The sequence below is a fragment of the Lacibacter sp. MH-610 genome, assembly GCF_045780045.1.
Classification (GTDB): Bacteria; Bacteroidota; Bacteroidia; order Chitinophagales; family Chitinophagaceae; genus Lacibacter.
Genome location: NZ_CP116002.1, coordinates 3,859,721 through 3,874,729 on the forward strand (window position 1 = coordinate 3,859,721; position 15,009 = coordinate 3,874,729).

The following is a 15,009-nucleotide window of genomic DNA, read 5'->3' on the forward strand; positions in this document are numbered from 1 at the left end:
AATCTGAAAACAGTTTTTGAAGGGTGAAGGACAGTGTTTGAGAACACCAAAATAGATAATTTGTTGAAATTTCATATAATGAATCCTTTATTTTTTAATTATGTATTGGAATCCGGCACCACACCTATCATCAATTCTTTATTCGGGTTGTTGATTGCTGCTGTTGGTATTCCTGTTTATATACTTTCAAAGCCAGGGAAATAGCCCTTCACCATTCATCCCAACTTTAACCTGTCTTTTTCAAAATCCTCCTTCGGGTCTCAAACAATCTTCGTTTCTTTAAACCATTAATTGATCAACTGTAATGAAGAAATTTTTTATCCTGTTGCTGGCAGTTTCTGCTGTCATCAACACATTTGCACAAAGCAAGTACAACCATCGTGAAGCATTTCATCCTTTCTTTTATCCGTATCCCGGCACTGTTTTCAGAAGTGCCGCCGGTGAACCGGGTCCTAAGTATTGGCAAAACAAAGCCAATTACCAGATCAGTGCTACGTTGAATCCTGATGATCATACGGTAACAGGAACTGTTACGCTGCATTATACCAATAACAGTCCCGATGATTTACGTTTTCTGTGGCTGCAGCTGGATCAGAATATTTACAAACAGGATTCAAGAGGCAGTGCTACCACCACCACACAGGGCGGACGTTGGGCCAATGCAGAGTATACTGATGGTTATAACATCCAATCGGTAAAACTGGAGATGAACGGAAAAACCATTTCTCCCAAAAACTCCATAACCGATACACGTATGCAGGTATGGTTGCCGGAAGTTTTAAAAAACAGCGGCGCTACCATAAAGCTTTCTATTGATTATAAGTTTACAGTTCCTGAATATGGTACAGACCGTATGGGTCGTTTAAAACGTAAAGATGGCTGGGTGTATGAAGTAGCACAATGGTTTCCCCGCATTTGTGTGTATGATGATATTCTTGGATGGAATACCAATCCTTACCTGGGTGCCGGTGAGTTTTACCTGGAGTATGGAGATATTGAATACAGTATTACTGCTCCCTCTAATATGATTGTTGTGGGAAGTGGTGGTTTGCAGAATGCACAGGATTGTTTTACTGCTGAGCAAATCAAAAGATGGAGCCAGGCCATGAGCAGCGATAAAACAGTAATGATCCGCAGCGCAGAGGAAGTTAACAAAGCATCTTCACGCCCGTCTACTCTTACCACTACCTGGAAATTCAAATGTGAAAACACACGTGATGTAGCCTGGGCAGCCAGTACTTCTTTCATCATGGATGCAGCACGTATTAATTTGCCAAGCGGCAAAAAATCAATGGCGGTAAGTGTATATCCAAAAGAAAGTGCCAATGAAAAAGACGGCAACGACTGGCGCCGCTCAACTGAATATACCAAAGCAAGCATTGAATTTTACAGCAACTATTTGTTTGAGTTTCCTTACCCGGTAGCCACAAACGTAGCAGGTATTGTGGGTGGTATGGAGTACCCCGGTATTGTGTTTTGCAGTGCAGAAGCAACAGGTGCCGGTTTGTGGGGTGTAACCGATCATGAATTTGGTCATACATGGTTTCCGATGATTGTGGGTAGCAATGAACGTAAATATGCATGGATGGATGAAGGGTTTAATACATTCATCAATATTCAGTCAGGCGAAGCATTTAATAATGGTGAATACAACGACCGGCCCGATGTAAGCGGTATTGCTCCCTATCTCTTTAACGAACGCATGGATGGTTTACTCAACACGCCCGAAGTAATACAACAAAGTAACCTGGGTGCAGCTGCTTATTTTAAACCCGGCATGATGTTGTATGTTTTGCGTAATGAAGTGCTGGGCCCGGAACGATTTGATGCTGCATTGAAAGAATATGTAAGAAGATGGGCATTTAAACATCCAACGCCGTGGGACTTTTTTCATACCATTGAAAATGTAGCAGGTGAAGATTTGAGCTGGTACTGGAGAAGTTGGGTGTTGAATACCTGGAAGTTTGATGTAACAGTGAAAGACGTAGCACCCATTCGTAATAACTTTAAAAACGGAACCAATATCACCTTACAGTTGCTGGAGCAAATGCCGATGCCTGTAACGGTAAAGATTAAAACCACAGATGGTGAATCAATAACCATGAAACTACCTGTAGAAATCTGGCAGCGGGGTGATACATGGACATTCCCTGTAAAAACAAATGCTGAAGTAAAAGAAGTGGTGGTAGATCCTGACCGTCGCTTACCGGATATGAATCCTAAAAATAATGAGTGGAAGAAATAATTAAAATTGCCCTGACTGAAAAGTTGGGGCAATTTTTCTTTTGATCAAATTATTTAATATGGAGATTACTGTTTCAGCTATTACATATCTTGTTTTTATTGGACTGATTGTATGTCCCTTTTTTCTAAAGAACAGAATTGAAAAGCTACAAACAAAAAATAAATTTTTGATTTACTTAGTCACGAGCATTTTTGCAAGTGTTCTTATGACTACTCTTCTTGCGTGGTGGGTAAATTACTCGGATACATTTTTGCTAAACTACTACGGCTACAATTTTGATGGTATTAATGAAAAAGAGTTTTACGGAAACGTGTCTGTAAAAGATTTAAAAAGAGTTAAAGAGCTTGAAGCCAGCATCTCCGGAATAGGTTGGCCTGCCAAAGCTATGTTGTTATCACCCTTTAGTTTCCTGTATATGCTTACGGCCTATTTTGCTGTAATCGTTTTTAAATGTAATTACAAAGGCTATAAATAATATTTCAATAATTCTCAACAATCAATCTCCGTTAAACAGCAATAAATTTTCTAAACTCATTTCTTCCAGTACTTCCCACTGAGAAGTAGCTTGCTGCTGCTTCCATTTAATTAAGCGGATCATTCCATCAGCAATTTCAATACCCGTTATATCTCCATCACTGAAACAACAACAGCCGGTATTAAAATAAAAAGGTTTCATCTGCATATAATTGGCCGCTACATAATCATATTCCTGTTTCCTGAATTGTATGGCCTGTTTGAGTTGTTGAATGGTGGCAACATTATTTTCTTTTTCAGCCGAGATCAATTGCTTGTACAAACGTTCCAGGTGTGTAAGGGAAGCAAATACAGGTTGATGCGTATGACCCGTTATCAACACGGGATTATTTTCAAGCCTGCTCCATTCATACATAAAACGGTTATGGGTGCTTTTCATTTCTTTTTGATATGCCGGTGTATTGGGATTGATGTTGAGAAAACTTTGAAAAGGCGCCCACACACGGCTCACAAACCAGGCACTCAGCGGATTGCCATCACTTTGCCCGTCTCCCTGGTGCCCGTGCGTAAGAAAGAGATTGGTATTTTTTCCTTCCAGCTTTGTTTGCAGTACAACGCCCTCATACACAGGAATACTTTCGCCGTACATACTCTTTAAATAGAGAGAGGCGAAAGGATCATTGTTCCAGAACAGATCATGATTGCCATAGACCTTGGTAAAGCGTTGCTCTTTTACAAAGAGACGTTCTGCTTCTTCACTTGGTTTATTCTTACTCATCACACTCCAGATTAAATTCTCCCAGAGTTCTTCACAATCTCCCAAAGCAATTAAATGAAAGCCTTTTTTATGATAATGCTGTAATGCACTGATGTAATTGGTTTCTGCATTTCTGAAATCATCGCTGCCATCTTTTGCTCCTTTATGCTGATCGCTGAAAATGATATAACGGCTTGCCTGCATATCCAGCGGCAAAACAGGTCCTTTTTTGGTATCACCATTCATAATAGCTTCAAACAATTTAGAAAGCGCCTGGTGAACACGATCGATATCAGGATTGCTCGAAATTTTTTTAGCCAGCCACAGTGTTGGTTTGGTTAACAGTTGTTGAAGAAAGCGACGCATACTTAAAGATACTGTCTTGTGCAATAAAAAAAGGCGGTGTCGTTACACCGCCTTCAGACAATTTATAAACCAATCAGAAATTAAAGCCAAGACGTACAAAGAATCTCATGCCATTACCACCCATCTGCACGGCATCCCAGGGACCACCTGTTTCATTATTAAAGGCCCATCCTTTGGCACCGGGTGCAACACCCAGATCAGGATGCACATTCAGCAAATTATCAACACCTGTAAACAAACTCAGTTTGGAATTAAACTTATATCCAAGATAGAGATCAGTTACAAGCTTGCCGTTGTAGTTGTATTGATCCGGCACATAATTATTTGGATCAGCATCAGTAGGTACCTGCGGATTGATGCCTAAACCATCTTCGCCATAACCCAGCAATACAATTTTACCAAAGTAAGTAAAGCGTGTACCGATGGTAAGATTATTGCAACCGTATTCAAAGTTGAATGCAAATTTGGTGGGGGGAGCAGAAGCGAGGATGAATTTCTGTTCCCGCTCACTCAGGAAGGTAGAACGTAAAAATGCAGAACCACTGAGTTTGGAAGGCACATTGATTTTGTCAATGGTCATATCCTGGAAGTTACCGGTGAATAAAGCACGGAAATTGTTTTTGCCCCAGCGTTTATTATAATCAATCACCACATCAATTCCCTGATTGGTGGTGTTTACTGCATTGGCAAAGAACTGGGCATAACTTACATTTAATGCCTGTAAACGGGCTGCAAGTGCCGCATCAAGATTGGGATCTGTTGCATCAAACTGACCGGATAGAACCACACGGTCTTTAACTTTAACAATGTAACCATCAACGGTAACATTTAATTCAGGAATAGGTCGCCACGTAAAGCCTAAACTTCCGTTGATGCTTTTTTCCTGCGTAAGATCAGGGATGCCGGCCAGCTTAGCCAGGTCACTGTAGTTAGGCGCAATCTTTACTTCAGCAATATTGCCACCCTGTACCGTAGTGAAGGTAGAGCTGAAATTCATTTGCTGCAGGGAAGGTGCACGGAAGCCGGTACTGAAAGATCCACGGATATTAAAGTTGGAAGTTGCTTTTAAACGTGCTGCCACTTTATAGTTATGTGTAAAACCAAAATTACTGTAGTTTTCAAAGCGGGCTGCAATGTTTAATAAAAATATTTTTGAAATATCAAACTCCATATCACCATAAGCACCCAGTACTGAACGATTGGCTGTTACTGCATCTGCAGGCTGATAACCGGGAAAGCCCTGGGCGCCACCTGCAACATATTTATCATAAAACGCACTGTATTTATTGGGATTGAAATTTCTGTAAGATGCTTCTTCACCCGCATACAGTTTATAACGTTCATACCTGTACTCTGCACCAAAAGCAAGATTTGTTTTGCTGCTCAGCTCTTTACTGAAATTGGCATTAATGGTGTTTTGTAAGAAGTTGAAACCACCATCATCAAAGTTTGTTTTATTGGCGCCTAAAGACGCATTGAACGTTTTATCGCCAAAGAAGTGAAAATTATTACGGCCCAATGTATTGCTGAGATCCCAACTCATGCCGTTTTTAAATACACCCTTTAAACCGGCAGCAAAAGAAAGATCGCCTACTTCTGTTTGAATGTGCGGATTATAACTGGTATCATCAGCCGTTACGTTCATAATGGAAGGAACATAGATGAGATTCCAGTTATTATCAGTAGGGAAACGCTCAGGTCTTGCACTCCAGTTGCGGGTAAAGGCAAAGGCATCTGATTTTTTTCCATTATAACCGCCAAAGGCATAAAACTTTGTTTGTCCTTTCATTGGTACTTCAGCATTGAAAAAAACACCACCTGCAGTAAGTGAACCATCACCATGTGCACGGCGGTAAATATTGGTATACATAAAATCTTCGCTGTTGCTGTTTGTATCCAATGCCTGGCGGTAGGTTTTACCCTGCGACAGAAAATTACCCGTTACATTAAGAAAACCGCTTTTACCCAGTTTGAATCCATAGTTGCCGTTGAAGGTAAACGCACTACCATCTACCGCACCATCATGCACATACAGGTTATAGCCTTTCTTGAAATGCGGATTGAATTCAGGATCATAATAACCGCTGTATCCAATATTACCGCTAAACTTTCCGGTATTTTCTTTTAAGATGATATTGATCACACCTGCTATGGCATCAGAACCATATTGAGCGCTGGCGCCATCACGCAATACTTCAATACGATCAATGGCTCCTACGGGAATCGCACTCAGATCAGTTCCTGAATTACCACGACCTCTCGTACCAAATACAGCAACAAAGGCTGTTTGATGACGGCGCTTTCCGTTAATGAGTACTAAGGTTTGATCAGGCCCTAAACCACGGAGTGTGGCCAGGTCAATATGATCTGCTCCATCACTGCCACTTTGTTTGTTATAGTTGAACGATGGCGCTGCATAATTAAGAATGGAAGTAACATCCATTCTTGCTGTTGGTAAAGAAGCCTGGCCAACATTCACCACATCCACCGGAGCGGTTGTTTCTGTTTTTACACGTCCTAACCTACGGGTGCCTACCAGTACCACTTCACCAAGATTGGCACTTGTGCTTTCCATAGCAATGGTGAAGGAAGTGCGGGAGCCAACTCTTTGTTCAATGGTAGTATAACCAACAATGCTGAACACCAATACATCAGTTGATGTGGCAGCAATTGAAAAGTTCCCATCCTTATCAGTAGAGGTTCCGGTTGAAGAAGATTTCACTACAACAGATACGTCCGGGAGCGGATTGCCGTTTTTATCGGTCACCTTTCCGGTAATGGTCTGTTTTTGTGCAAATACAGGAAGAAAGAACAACAGCAATGCTGTTGTAAGCAGTTGTTTTATCGGGTTCATGAGTGATTGTTTGTACTAATTTAATCAGAAATTCTTTTCCTTACACTTTTAATACTGATTACCTCAAACTCCGGCAGCCATAACAACCCGAATACAATCATATTTTTTCGTTCCTTTGAAGTTATGCAACCCGTAAACGAACAGATTTCTCAACTATACCAAACCAAATTCGGCAGCGAGCCTGTTTCTATTTCTAAAATTCCGCAAAGCGGCAGCGACCGCATTTATTATCGTGTGGAAGGCGTGCAAACCTGTATTGCTACTTCCAATAAAAACATCAAAGAAAATCAAACCTTTCTCCGGTTCAGTACGCATTTTAAAAAAAGCAATTGCCCCGTTCCTGAAATTTTTGCGGTGAGTGCGGATGAAAGCATCTACCTGCAGGAAGATTTTGGTGATGTGTCACTGCTCAATGAACTGGAAAAACATGGACATAATGACCATGTGTACGGTTTATTTCAGCAAAGCCTGCAGCAGTTGGCACATCTGCAGATAAAAGGACATGAGAATTTTAACTATGAATGGTGCATCACGTCGCAGGAGTTTGGTAAACAGGCCATCCTTGCAGATTTGTTGTACTTCAAATACTATTTCTTAGATGCATTAAAGATTCCATATGATAAAGAAAAGCTGGTAGATGATTTTGAAGTATTGAGTATTTACTTAGCACGGGTGGATTACAAATATTTTATGTTTCGTGATTTCCAAAGCCGCAACGTGATGGTAAGAGATGGAAGAGTACACTTCATCGATTACCAGGGCGGCATGAAAGGCGCTGTGCAATATGACGTGGCTTCTTTATTATGGCAGGCCAAAGCAGAACTGCCGGAAGAATGGAAAAATTCGCTGCTTGAATTTTATATGGACCAGGTAGAAGCAGTGTTACAATCAAAAGTTGACAGAACCAGGTTTACCAGTCAGTACAACGGTTATGTATTGATACGTTTGCTGCAGGTGCTTGGTGCTTATGGATTCCGTGGACTCTTTGAACGAAAAGCCCATTTCTTAACAAGTATACCGCTGGCATTAAGAAACCTGCGTTGGTTTTTAAATAATAAACATATTGGTTTGAGTGTACCTGAGTTTGAACGGTTACTGGCATTGGTAGTGGAAGATGAGGTCATTCACCGCTTTGAACCACCCAAAGCAACGGACGAAACCAAACTGCTGGTGCAGATCAATAGTTTTTCTTATAAAACAACCGGCATTCCTAAAGATGAGAGTGACAATGGTGGTGGTTTTGTATTTGATTGTCGTGGCATCTTAAACCCGGGCCGGTTTGAAGCATACAAACAGTTAACGGGCAGAGATAAAGAAGTAAAAGATTTCTTAGAGCAAAACACCAGGATGCCGGCCTTCCTCAACAACATTTATAATATTGTTGACATTAGCGTGGAAGATTATATGAAGCGTGGTTTTGAAAGCCTGCAAATCAGTTTCGGATGCACGGGCGGCCAGCACCGAAGTGTGTATGCAGCAGATGCACTTGCGAGGCATCTTCGTAACAAGTATGGTGTTAAGATTGAACTCAGGCATTTGGTACAGGATGCCAAGAACTGGAATAATAAACCGGAGGTGAAATGAAAGCTATGATTTTCTCTGCAGGTCTCGGTACACGCTTTAAACCATGGACGGATAAACATCCGAAAGCACTGGCATTAGTAAACGGCAAAAGTTTACTGCAACGCAATATTGAATACCTGCAGCAATACGGCATTAAAGATGTGGTGGTAAATGTGCATCATTTTGCGGATCAGATTATTGAAGCAGTTGAAAAAAATAAGGGCTGGGGCAGCAAGGTGAAGATCAGTGATGAACGTGATGCAGTATTGGAAACAGGCGGCGGTTTGCTCAAAGCACGTCACCTGCTGGAAAGTGATGAACCGTTTGTAACGATCAATGTTGACATTCTTACCAACCTGGATCTGAACAAACTGCTGGCGTATCATGCACAGCACAAACCACTTATTTCATTTGGAGTAACCAACCGAAAAACTTCCCGTAATTTTTTGTTTGATGAACAGAACCGTTTGTGCGGATGGAGAAACAATACCACAGGTGAAACAAAGGGCCCCTTCCTAACCTTCCCCCAAGGGGAAGGAACAGAAAAGCATCTTGTAGAAAAAGCGTATAGTTGTGTAGTGGTATTTGAGCCAACTATTTTTTCACTCATGCGCCAGCAGGGGAAATTTTCATTAACCGAACCCTACCTTGATTTATGTAAAGACCATCTCATCCTCGGTTATGACCACAGCGGTGATCAATGGGTGGATGTGGGCAGACCGGAGAGTGTGCAAGTGGCGGAGAAGATGTTTAAATAGAGCTTTTAATAAGAAATAACAAATACTTTGTATTCAAACAAGATTCAAATTTGAAAAAAAGAATAAGCCCGAGAGCTAATAAAAGCAAGGCTTCTTAAACATGTTTTTAAAACAAATCTGTAAACTTAGTTAAATATGTTTTCGCAAATTGGCTCAATCACCAGGTTAATATAGTATGTACGAAGGAGTGTGGCTTCAAAGTATAAATTTTATGAAATCAAAAAATGTTTTCTGGACTTTGACATAACAATGATTGATACAAATCAATATTATCATAGGTTTCAACAAAATTTTCTCCAATAAACTCAACTCTTCGTATTGGAGTGATAGCTAAAAAAGGATCAAGACGTTTATAATTCAAAAACGTCTCCTTAATTAATAGTTCTATTTCAATTACATATTGTAGATGACTTTTGCAAAAAGGAAAATAAGAAAGATCAACTCGCTCAAAATTATTATCAGTAACTAAGGGGATACTTGCTTCAACTGAATAGGAACAAAAAATATAGCCATATAAGTTTGAAAACGGATTTAAATGAAAAAACAAACCATCAGATTGCTCGTTTACTGAAATGGATAATTCAAAGCTATAATTAACTGATCTCCTATGACCTGAATCTCTAAGTTTTACAGAAACAGGTAATTTTTTACTTATTTGATTTATTAAACTACTCCACTTTGTATGAGCATGATTCAAATGAGGTCTTATTTTTAAGGATTCAAGGTTGTTTTTTAATATCAACCCCTTAAAAACAGGCGAATATTCTATAGTCGTATTAGGAGAACCAAAACTATAAATAATGTACTTATAAAGGCTATCAATTACAATTTGTGCCATACCAAGCAATTGAATTTTGTGTTGTTGAATTAGTATTAAAACTTACTCTTGATCCAGGTACAACAGCTTTAAGCAATGCCTCAGTTCTATTTCGCCATTCTGTTCTTGCGATCATATTTGCAGGATTTGCTGCCCCAGGAACTTCTAAAATAACCGTGGCAGACGCAAAGTTTGAAGCCCAAGATGAAATAGTTTGAACGGCATAATGATCAAAATACCAATAAATTTTTCCGTCTGATGGAGAAACCTGAGAGTGAATATGAGTGCCGAGCAATCCACTTAACATAGGTATTTCTTGCAATGCTTGATAGGCTGATATTCCAAGTGCTGAGTTAGGAGAAGTCGTTCGAAAATTAGCATCTAAAATTCCATTAGCCAAAAAGAAATAAGCGTCAAAATCATTTGTTGTTTGACCATTTTCAAACCTAAGCCCCCTCATGTTTGTCTCCCAAAAGGAGTCTTGAGTCCCAGCTTTGAATTGAAATGAAGTGTTACAGAGTTTGTCCCCCGGTGCGTTTGGGTCTGAAGGCGGGTTTTCCCCACTGCCGCCGCCACTACCTCCTGATGCGCACTCTAAAGATTCTAAATAAGGGTCTGATGGAGTACAGTTCCCATCACAAGTCGTTCCGATATAAGTTTCATATTGGGCTGTAATATTACCACCTGAATCATAGAAAGTAGTAACTATGTACCAATCTATACAGGATTCATTTTTTAAGTCAAATGATCTATTTATTTTTTTTCTAAATACACCTATACTTTTCAAATTGCCATTCTCAAAATCCAATGTAGACATGAATTTTGAATCACTGTTATAATACCGATAACTTCCATTTTCATCAATAATATTTAAAGTGTAAAAATTGAAAGCATTATTTTCAGTTATACTATCTCCAGTATAGTTGACTATATAATAGTTGATTACTGTATCAGCATTAAATCCAAAAAGAACTACTGAATCGAGGTTTTCATTAGAATTTGTTTGATATTCAGAAATTAATGTTTTTTTAAAATTTGCGATTACAATTTTGTTGTTTCCCTTATCAGTTATTTTAATATTCTCAAAGTCAAGTTTTTCGAGTAAAACATCAGGAGTGAATCTGCCTTTAGTTTTTGTAAATAATGAACTGGTTGTTAAATGATTTTTCAAAATTGATACAACATTCTTTTTATCTGGCTTTTTTTCATCCTTAATTAAATGATTATCAAATTTTTTGCAACTATAAAATAACTGAGTTAGTCCTAAAAGGACAGCAAATAATAGACGATTCATAAACTCGAAATTTAAAATGAAAGATTTTTGAAAAGTAATTAATATATTGTGTATTAGCAATACTACAAAGCGAGTAGTAACAATATGATAATCATAAAAAGTTAGAGTATTAGTTAAATTAACCGAGCTCATATTTAAAACTCATATCTAAATATGAGAACAGTAAAAGAAAAGTGTTCGACGCCGCTACAACCCAATAGCAGTACTCCACTCTGTAACATCATCATTAAAAACAAGCAAAGCGTTTTATTCCGTCCGACGGGGGCGTCTGACGAATGTTAATCCCGCTCCTGCGCCCGCAACCAACGTTCAGGTATTTCACTGTGTGCTGCCAGGCGATAATCGCTTTCGCTGCAGGCTACAAACTTTTGGTTGGGTAACTGCATCCACCAGCGGCCGGTACGGTGGCTCTGCAAAAAAACAGTATCTACATCTGCCAGTTGTGTGTGGTATTCATTAAAATTATGACGCTCTGTTAAGCTGGCTTCACTCTTTGCTTTGTTTCTTCCATCTACAAAATACCAGAGCATATGTGCAATTTGTATGGCGGTTAATTCATCCACATCATTTTTAGCATTATAACCATACACACCGATGCTGTTGAGCTGATCACTCATTCCTGCAAAGCGGGTGAGTGTGCACATATCTTCACCCGTTAATCCGTTAGGACTAGTACGGTTAGCTGGCGCCGCTGCATGGCTCATGGCTGCTATATCAACACTCATCATCTGTGAGTTGCGGATCACAGGTTCCATTTCTTCCAAACGCTCCCGCACCACACCTACACGGTAACAATCAAACCGCAGTTTGTCTAAGGTCTGCAACATGCTGGGGTGCACAAAATAACTTTGAAACGCCAGGTGATTGTAATGACGAATGAAGTTGGGCTCGCCGGTGAGCATCTCCATTAAAAAGTTTTCGCTGCGGATGTTGCTGCCGGTACCCAGGTTGATAAACGCATCTACGCAACAGGCTTCAATGATCCGGTTGTTCTGTGCATAAGCACCGTATTGTGCCAGTGTAAGATCATGACTGCCGCCCAATATGATGACGGTTTTATTACCGGCTATCAATTCAGCAATCACGGCCTTAGCCGCTGCATACGTATCGTTTAAAGAAGCGCCGGGTTTTATATTACCAATGTCTGCAATTTTTAACTGCGGATGCCAGTTAAACAGCCGGTAAAAATTTTTACGGATGAGGTTGGGTGCATCGCCGGTACTTACTCCGTTGCCGGTACCACGTTCTTCGGTGATGCCCACTATTACCAGTTCAGCTTCTGTAAGGTCCGGGAAATGATGAAAATAGGTATCAATCTTTGTTCCCATCTGCATGTCGTTCAGCTCTTCATCACCCAACACAGCAGCTATGGAAACAGGTTCTAAAAAATCAGCTATCAGCAAAGAATCACTCATGGGTTTGATTTGCGCAAACATAGGAAAAAAGATGACAGTTGATGGAAGACAAAGGGCAGCCATTAGCCTTATGTCTTCCGTCAACTAACCACTCTCAACTTCTTCCTATGCCTTATCTTTGCCGCATGGAACAGGTGTTACAGCAACTTGCAGATCTGCGTAAGGAAATTGAAAGTTTACAGATTTCCAATGCCAAAGCTTTGGAAGAATACCGTATTAAATTTCTCGGTACCAAAGGATTGGTAAAAGCACTCATGGGCGAAATGAAAAATGTGGCCAATGAACAGAAAAAAGCATTTGGTCAATCACTCAATGAGTTTAAGCAGTTTGCAGAAGCGAAGTATGAAGAATGGAAAAACGGTGTGGGCGAAAGTAACGGTACAGCAGGTGATATTCCGGATGTAACCTTACCCGGCGATGCAATTGCTGTGGGCAGCCGTCATCCCATTTCACTCATGCGCAACCGCATGGTACAGATTTTTCAGCGCCTGGGCTTTGCTGTGGCTGACGGACCGGAGATTGATGACGACTGGCACAACTTTACCGCACTCAATTTACCGGAGAATCACCCGGCACGTGATATGCAGGATACTTTTTACATCAGTACGAATCCTGCCTGGCTCTTACGTACACATACCAGCAATTTACAGATACGTGCTATGGAGCACAGCAAACCACCCATTCGTATTGTAACACCGGGACGTGTGTACCGTAATGAAACCATCAGTGCACGCAGTCATTGCTTCTTTCACCAGATTGAAGGTTTGTATGTAGATGAAAATGTAAGCTTTGCAGATCTCAAACAAACTCTTTACTTTTTTGTGCAGGAGATGTTTGGCAAGGAGGTGAAGGTTCGTTTCCGTCCTTCTTATTTTCCATTTACAGAGCCGAGTGCTGAAATGGACATCAGTTGTTTACTGTGCAAAGGCGAAGGTTGCAGCGTGTGTAAAAAAACCGGCTGGCTGGAAATTCTTGGTTGTGGTATGGTGCATCCCAAAGTTTTGGATAATTGTGGTATTGACAGTAACAAATACACCGGCTTTGCATTTGGTATGGGTATTGAACGCCCTGCTATGTTGAAATATGGTATTAAAGATATTCGCCTCTTTAGTGAAAACGATGTGCGGTTTTTAAAACAATTTACGGGAGCCGTGTAGCAGTTTATTGTTTGTAGTTCATTGTTTTTTGTTACAGAGGTTTGTCTTACTATGCAGCTTCGGTTGTGTCACTCACTGCAACGTTTGGTAATTCTATTGAGCAAGTATTCAACCGGGTTCACAAAACAAAATCAATAAAATAATTTTAGAGAAGATGCGGGGGCTTCGCCCCCGCATCTTTTTTTATATGTCTGTGTTCATCTGCGCCATCAGTGAGCAACTAAAACACCCATAGTCCGTCCACTTCACCTGTTCTATATTTAAATTCATCAATTCTTTTTAAAACGATACAGGTTTGTTATACGCTTATCAATTGCTGCCTGTACTTATGCTATTTATAAAAACTCTTTCTCATTATTTAAGTACTCAATAAAAGAGAGTACCCATGCTATGTATGAACTCGTTACTTTTGTTGGTAATTCAGAATAAACAACTCCATCCTTTAATGAAAATTCAAACGATTTGTGTTTGCGGAGCCGGCACCATGGGCAGTGGTATTGCACAGGCTGCTGCTCAAAGCGGCATCTACACCATTCTGTTTGATTTAAATGAAGCAGTCATCCAAAAAGCCCAAAGCGCTATTGAAAAAAACCTGGCATCACTGGTTGAAAAACAAAAAATGACGGCAGAGCAAAAGCAACAGGTGCTGGGCAACCTGCTTTTTACCACCGACCTGCATCAGTGCTTAGCCGATGTGATTATTGAAGCCATCATTGAAAAACCCGAAGCCAAGATTGCCCTCTTTAATCAACTGGCCGAAATCAATCACAGCGAAGTGATTTTTGCCAGCAATACATCTTCCTTATCTGTTTCTCAACTGCAGCAACAAATTGTGCAACCGCAACGGGTAGCAGGACTGCATTTCTTTAACCCGGCTACTATTATGAAACTGGTAGAAGTTGTGAAAGGCCGGCAAACCCATGAAAGAGTTATTCAACAATTGGTTTCGTTGGTACAACAAATGAATAAAGTACCTGTGGTGTGTAAGGATGCGCCGGGCTTTATTGTAAACCGTGTGGCAAGACCGTATTACACTGAGGCGCTTCGTTTGGTGGAAGAAGGTGTGGCAGACTATGCCACCATTGATGTATTGATGGAGGCAAGCGGTTTTAAAATGGGACCTTTTAAACTGATGGACCTGATTGGTAATGATATAAACTATGCCGTAAGTTGCAGTGTGTACGACCAATTGGGTCAACCGGAACGTTTAAAACCTTCCTTTCTGCAAAAAGAAAAAGTGGAAAGCGGAAAATTGGGAAGAAAAACCGGTGAAGGATACTATAAATATTAATGGATAATTGTTTAATTG

General features: G+C 40.3%; 12 protein-coding genes. 7 read left to right on the forward strand and 5 right to left on the reverse strand.

All coding sequences use genetic code 11. The features are described from left to right. Positions 1 to 78 precede the first annotated feature (78 nt). The 3 genes from PDL71_RS17580 to PDL71_RS17590 all read left to right on the forward strand — a co-directional run bounded on the left by PDL71_RS17580 (position 79) and on the right by PDL71_RS17590 (position 2,720). The gene (locus PDL71_RS17580; RefSeq protein ID WP_407523631.1) at positions 79 to 204 is read left to right on the forward strand and encodes a hypothetical protein; all 126 of its coding nucleotides are present in this window, start codon (positions 79 to 81) and stop codon (positions 202 to 204) included. 100 nt (positions 205 to 304) lie between these two features. Then, positions 305 to 2,245: a M1 family metallopeptidase gene (locus PDL71_RS17585; RefSeq protein WP_407523633.1), complete on the forward strand. Its 1,941-nt coding sequence runs from the start codon at positions 305 to 307 to the stop codon at positions 2,243 to 2,245. Between the two features lie 58 nt (positions 2,246 to 2,303). Continuing rightward, entirely contained in the window at positions 2,304 to 2,720 is a 417-nt protein-coding gene (locus PDL71_RS17590; protein WP_407523635.1) for a hypothetical protein, read from the forward strand. 21 nt (positions 2,721 to 2,741) lie between these two features. Here the strand turns inward: PDL71_RS17590 and PDL71_RS17595 are convergent, their stop codons facing one another. Further along, positions 2,742 to 3,842, reverse strand: coding sequence for a metallophosphoesterase (locus PDL71_RS17595; protein WP_407523637.1), 1,101 nt, complete (start codon positions 3,840 to 3,842; stop codon positions 2,742 to 2,744). 73 nt (positions 3,843 to 3,915) lie between these two features. Next, positions 3,916 to 6,696 carry a TonB-dependent receptor domain-containing protein gene (locus tag PDL71_RS17600; protein WP_407523639.1) on the reverse strand — a complete coding sequence of 927 codons (2,781 nt, stop codon included), beginning with the start codon at positions 6,694 to 6,696 and terminating at the stop codon, positions 3,916 to 3,918. A gap of 123 nt (positions 6,697 to 6,819) precedes the next feature. Here PDL71_RS17600 and PDL71_RS17605 point away from each other — a divergent pair, with 123 nt between their 5' ends. Both PDL71_RS17605 and PDL71_RS17610 read left to right on the forward strand, forming a co-directional pair. Next, positions 6,820 to 8,280, forward strand: a complete 1,461-nt coding sequence (locus tag PDL71_RS17605) for a phosphotransferase (protein WP_407523641.1) — start codon at positions 6,820 to 6,822, stop codon at positions 8,278 to 8,280. Then, entirely contained in the window at positions 8,277 to 9,017 is a 741-nt protein-coding gene (locus PDL71_RS17610) for an NDP-sugar synthase (protein ID WP_407523643.1), read from the forward strand. Before PDL71_RS17605 ends, PDL71_RS17610 begins: the two co-directional genes overlap by 4 nt. A 217-nt stretch (positions 9,018 to 9,234) precedes the next feature. Here the strand turns inward: PDL71_RS17610 and PDL71_RS17615 are convergent, their stop codons facing one another. The 3 genes from PDL71_RS17615 to PDL71_RS17625 form a co-directional block, all read right to left on the reverse strand. Next, positions 9,235 to 9,855: a hypothetical protein gene (locus PDL71_RS17615; RefSeq protein ID WP_407523645.1), complete on the reverse strand. Its 621-nt coding sequence runs from the start codon at positions 9,853 to 9,855 to the stop codon at positions 9,235 to 9,237. After that, positions 9,836 to 11,128, reverse strand: coding sequence for a hypothetical protein (locus PDL71_RS17620; protein WP_407523647.1), 1,293 nt, complete (start codon positions 11,126 to 11,128; stop codon positions 9,836 to 9,838). The genes PDL71_RS17615 and PDL71_RS17620 overlap by 20 nt, the downstream gene beginning before the upstream one ends. 278 nt (positions 11,129 to 11,406) lie before the next feature. Continuing rightward, the gene (locus tag PDL71_RS17625) at positions 11,407 to 12,564 is read right to left on the reverse strand and encodes an arginase family protein (protein WP_407523649.1); all 1,158 of its coding nucleotides are present in this window, start codon (positions 12,562 to 12,564) and stop codon (positions 11,407 to 11,409) included. A gap of 104 nt (positions 12,565 to 12,668) precedes the next feature. Between PDL71_RS17625 and pheS the strand changes: the two genes are divergently transcribed. Together pheS and PDL71_RS17635 are read left to right on the forward strand one after the other, a co-directional pair. Then, positions 12,669 to 13,700: a phenylalanine--tRNA ligase subunit alpha gene (gene pheS, locus PDL71_RS17630; RefSeq protein ID WP_407528428.1), complete on the forward strand. Its 1,032-nt coding sequence runs from the start codon at positions 12,669 to 12,671 to the stop codon at positions 13,698 to 13,700. A 394-nt stretch (positions 13,701 to 14,094) separates the two neighbouring features. Further along, positions 14,095 to 14,991 carry a 3-hydroxyacyl-CoA dehydrogenase NAD-binding domain-containing protein gene (locus PDL71_RS17635; RefSeq protein WP_407523651.1) on the forward strand — a complete coding sequence of 299 codons (897 nt, stop codon included), beginning with the start codon at positions 14,095 to 14,097 and terminating at the stop codon, positions 14,989 to 14,991. The last annotated feature ends 18 nt before the right edge of the window (positions 14,992 to 15,009 follow it).

What these genes read in the sequence shown, in the direction of transcription:
- pheS (WP_407528428.1), top strand. Translation starts at nt 12,669, where the DNA reads ATGGAACAGGTGTTACAGCAACTTGCAGATCTGCGTAAGGAAATTGAA.
- PDL71_RS17600 (WP_407523639.1), bottom strand. Translation starts at nt 6,696, where the DNA reads ATGAACCCGATAAAACAACTGCTTACAACAGCATTGCTGTTGTTCTTT.
- PDL71_RS17620 (WP_407523647.1), bottom strand. Translation starts at nt 11,128, where the DNA reads ATGAATCGTCTATTATTTGCTGTCCTTTTAGGACTAACTCAGTTATTT.
- PDL71_RS17615 (WP_407523645.1), bottom strand. Translation starts at nt 9,855, where the DNA reads ATGGCACAAATTGTAATTGATAGCCTTTATAAGTACATTATTTATAGT.
- PDL71_RS17595 (WP_407523637.1), bottom strand. Translation starts at nt 3,842, where the DNA reads ATGCGTCGCTTTCTTCAACAACTGTTAACCAAACCAACACTGTGGCTG.
- PDL71_RS17585 (WP_407523633.1), top strand. Translation starts at nt 305, where the DNA reads ATGAAGAAATTTTTTATCCTGTTGCTGGCAGTTTCTGCTGTCATCAAC.
- PDL71_RS17580 (WP_407523631.1), top strand. Translation starts at nt 79, where the DNA reads ATGAATCCTTTATTTTTTAATTATGTATTGGAATCCGGCACCACACCT.
- PDL71_RS17625 (WP_407523649.1), bottom strand. Translation starts at nt 12,564, where the DNA reads ATGTTTGCGCAAATCAAACCCATGAGTGATTCTTTGCTGATAGCTGAT.
- PDL71_RS17590 (WP_407523635.1), top strand. Translation starts at nt 2,304, where the DNA reads ATGGAGATTACTGTTTCAGCTATTACATATCTTGTTTTTATTGGACTG.
- PDL71_RS17610 (WP_407523643.1), top strand. Translation starts at nt 8,277, where the DNA reads ATGAAAGCTATGATTTTCTCTGCAGGTCTCGGTACACGCTTTAAACCA.
- PDL71_RS17635 (WP_407523651.1), top strand. Translation starts at nt 14,095, where the DNA reads ATGAACTCGTTACTTTTGTTGGTAATTCAGAATAAACAACTCCATCCT.
- PDL71_RS17605 (WP_407523641.1), top strand. Translation starts at nt 6,820, where the DNA reads ATGCAACCCGTAAACGAACAGATTTCTCAACTATACCAAACCAAATTC.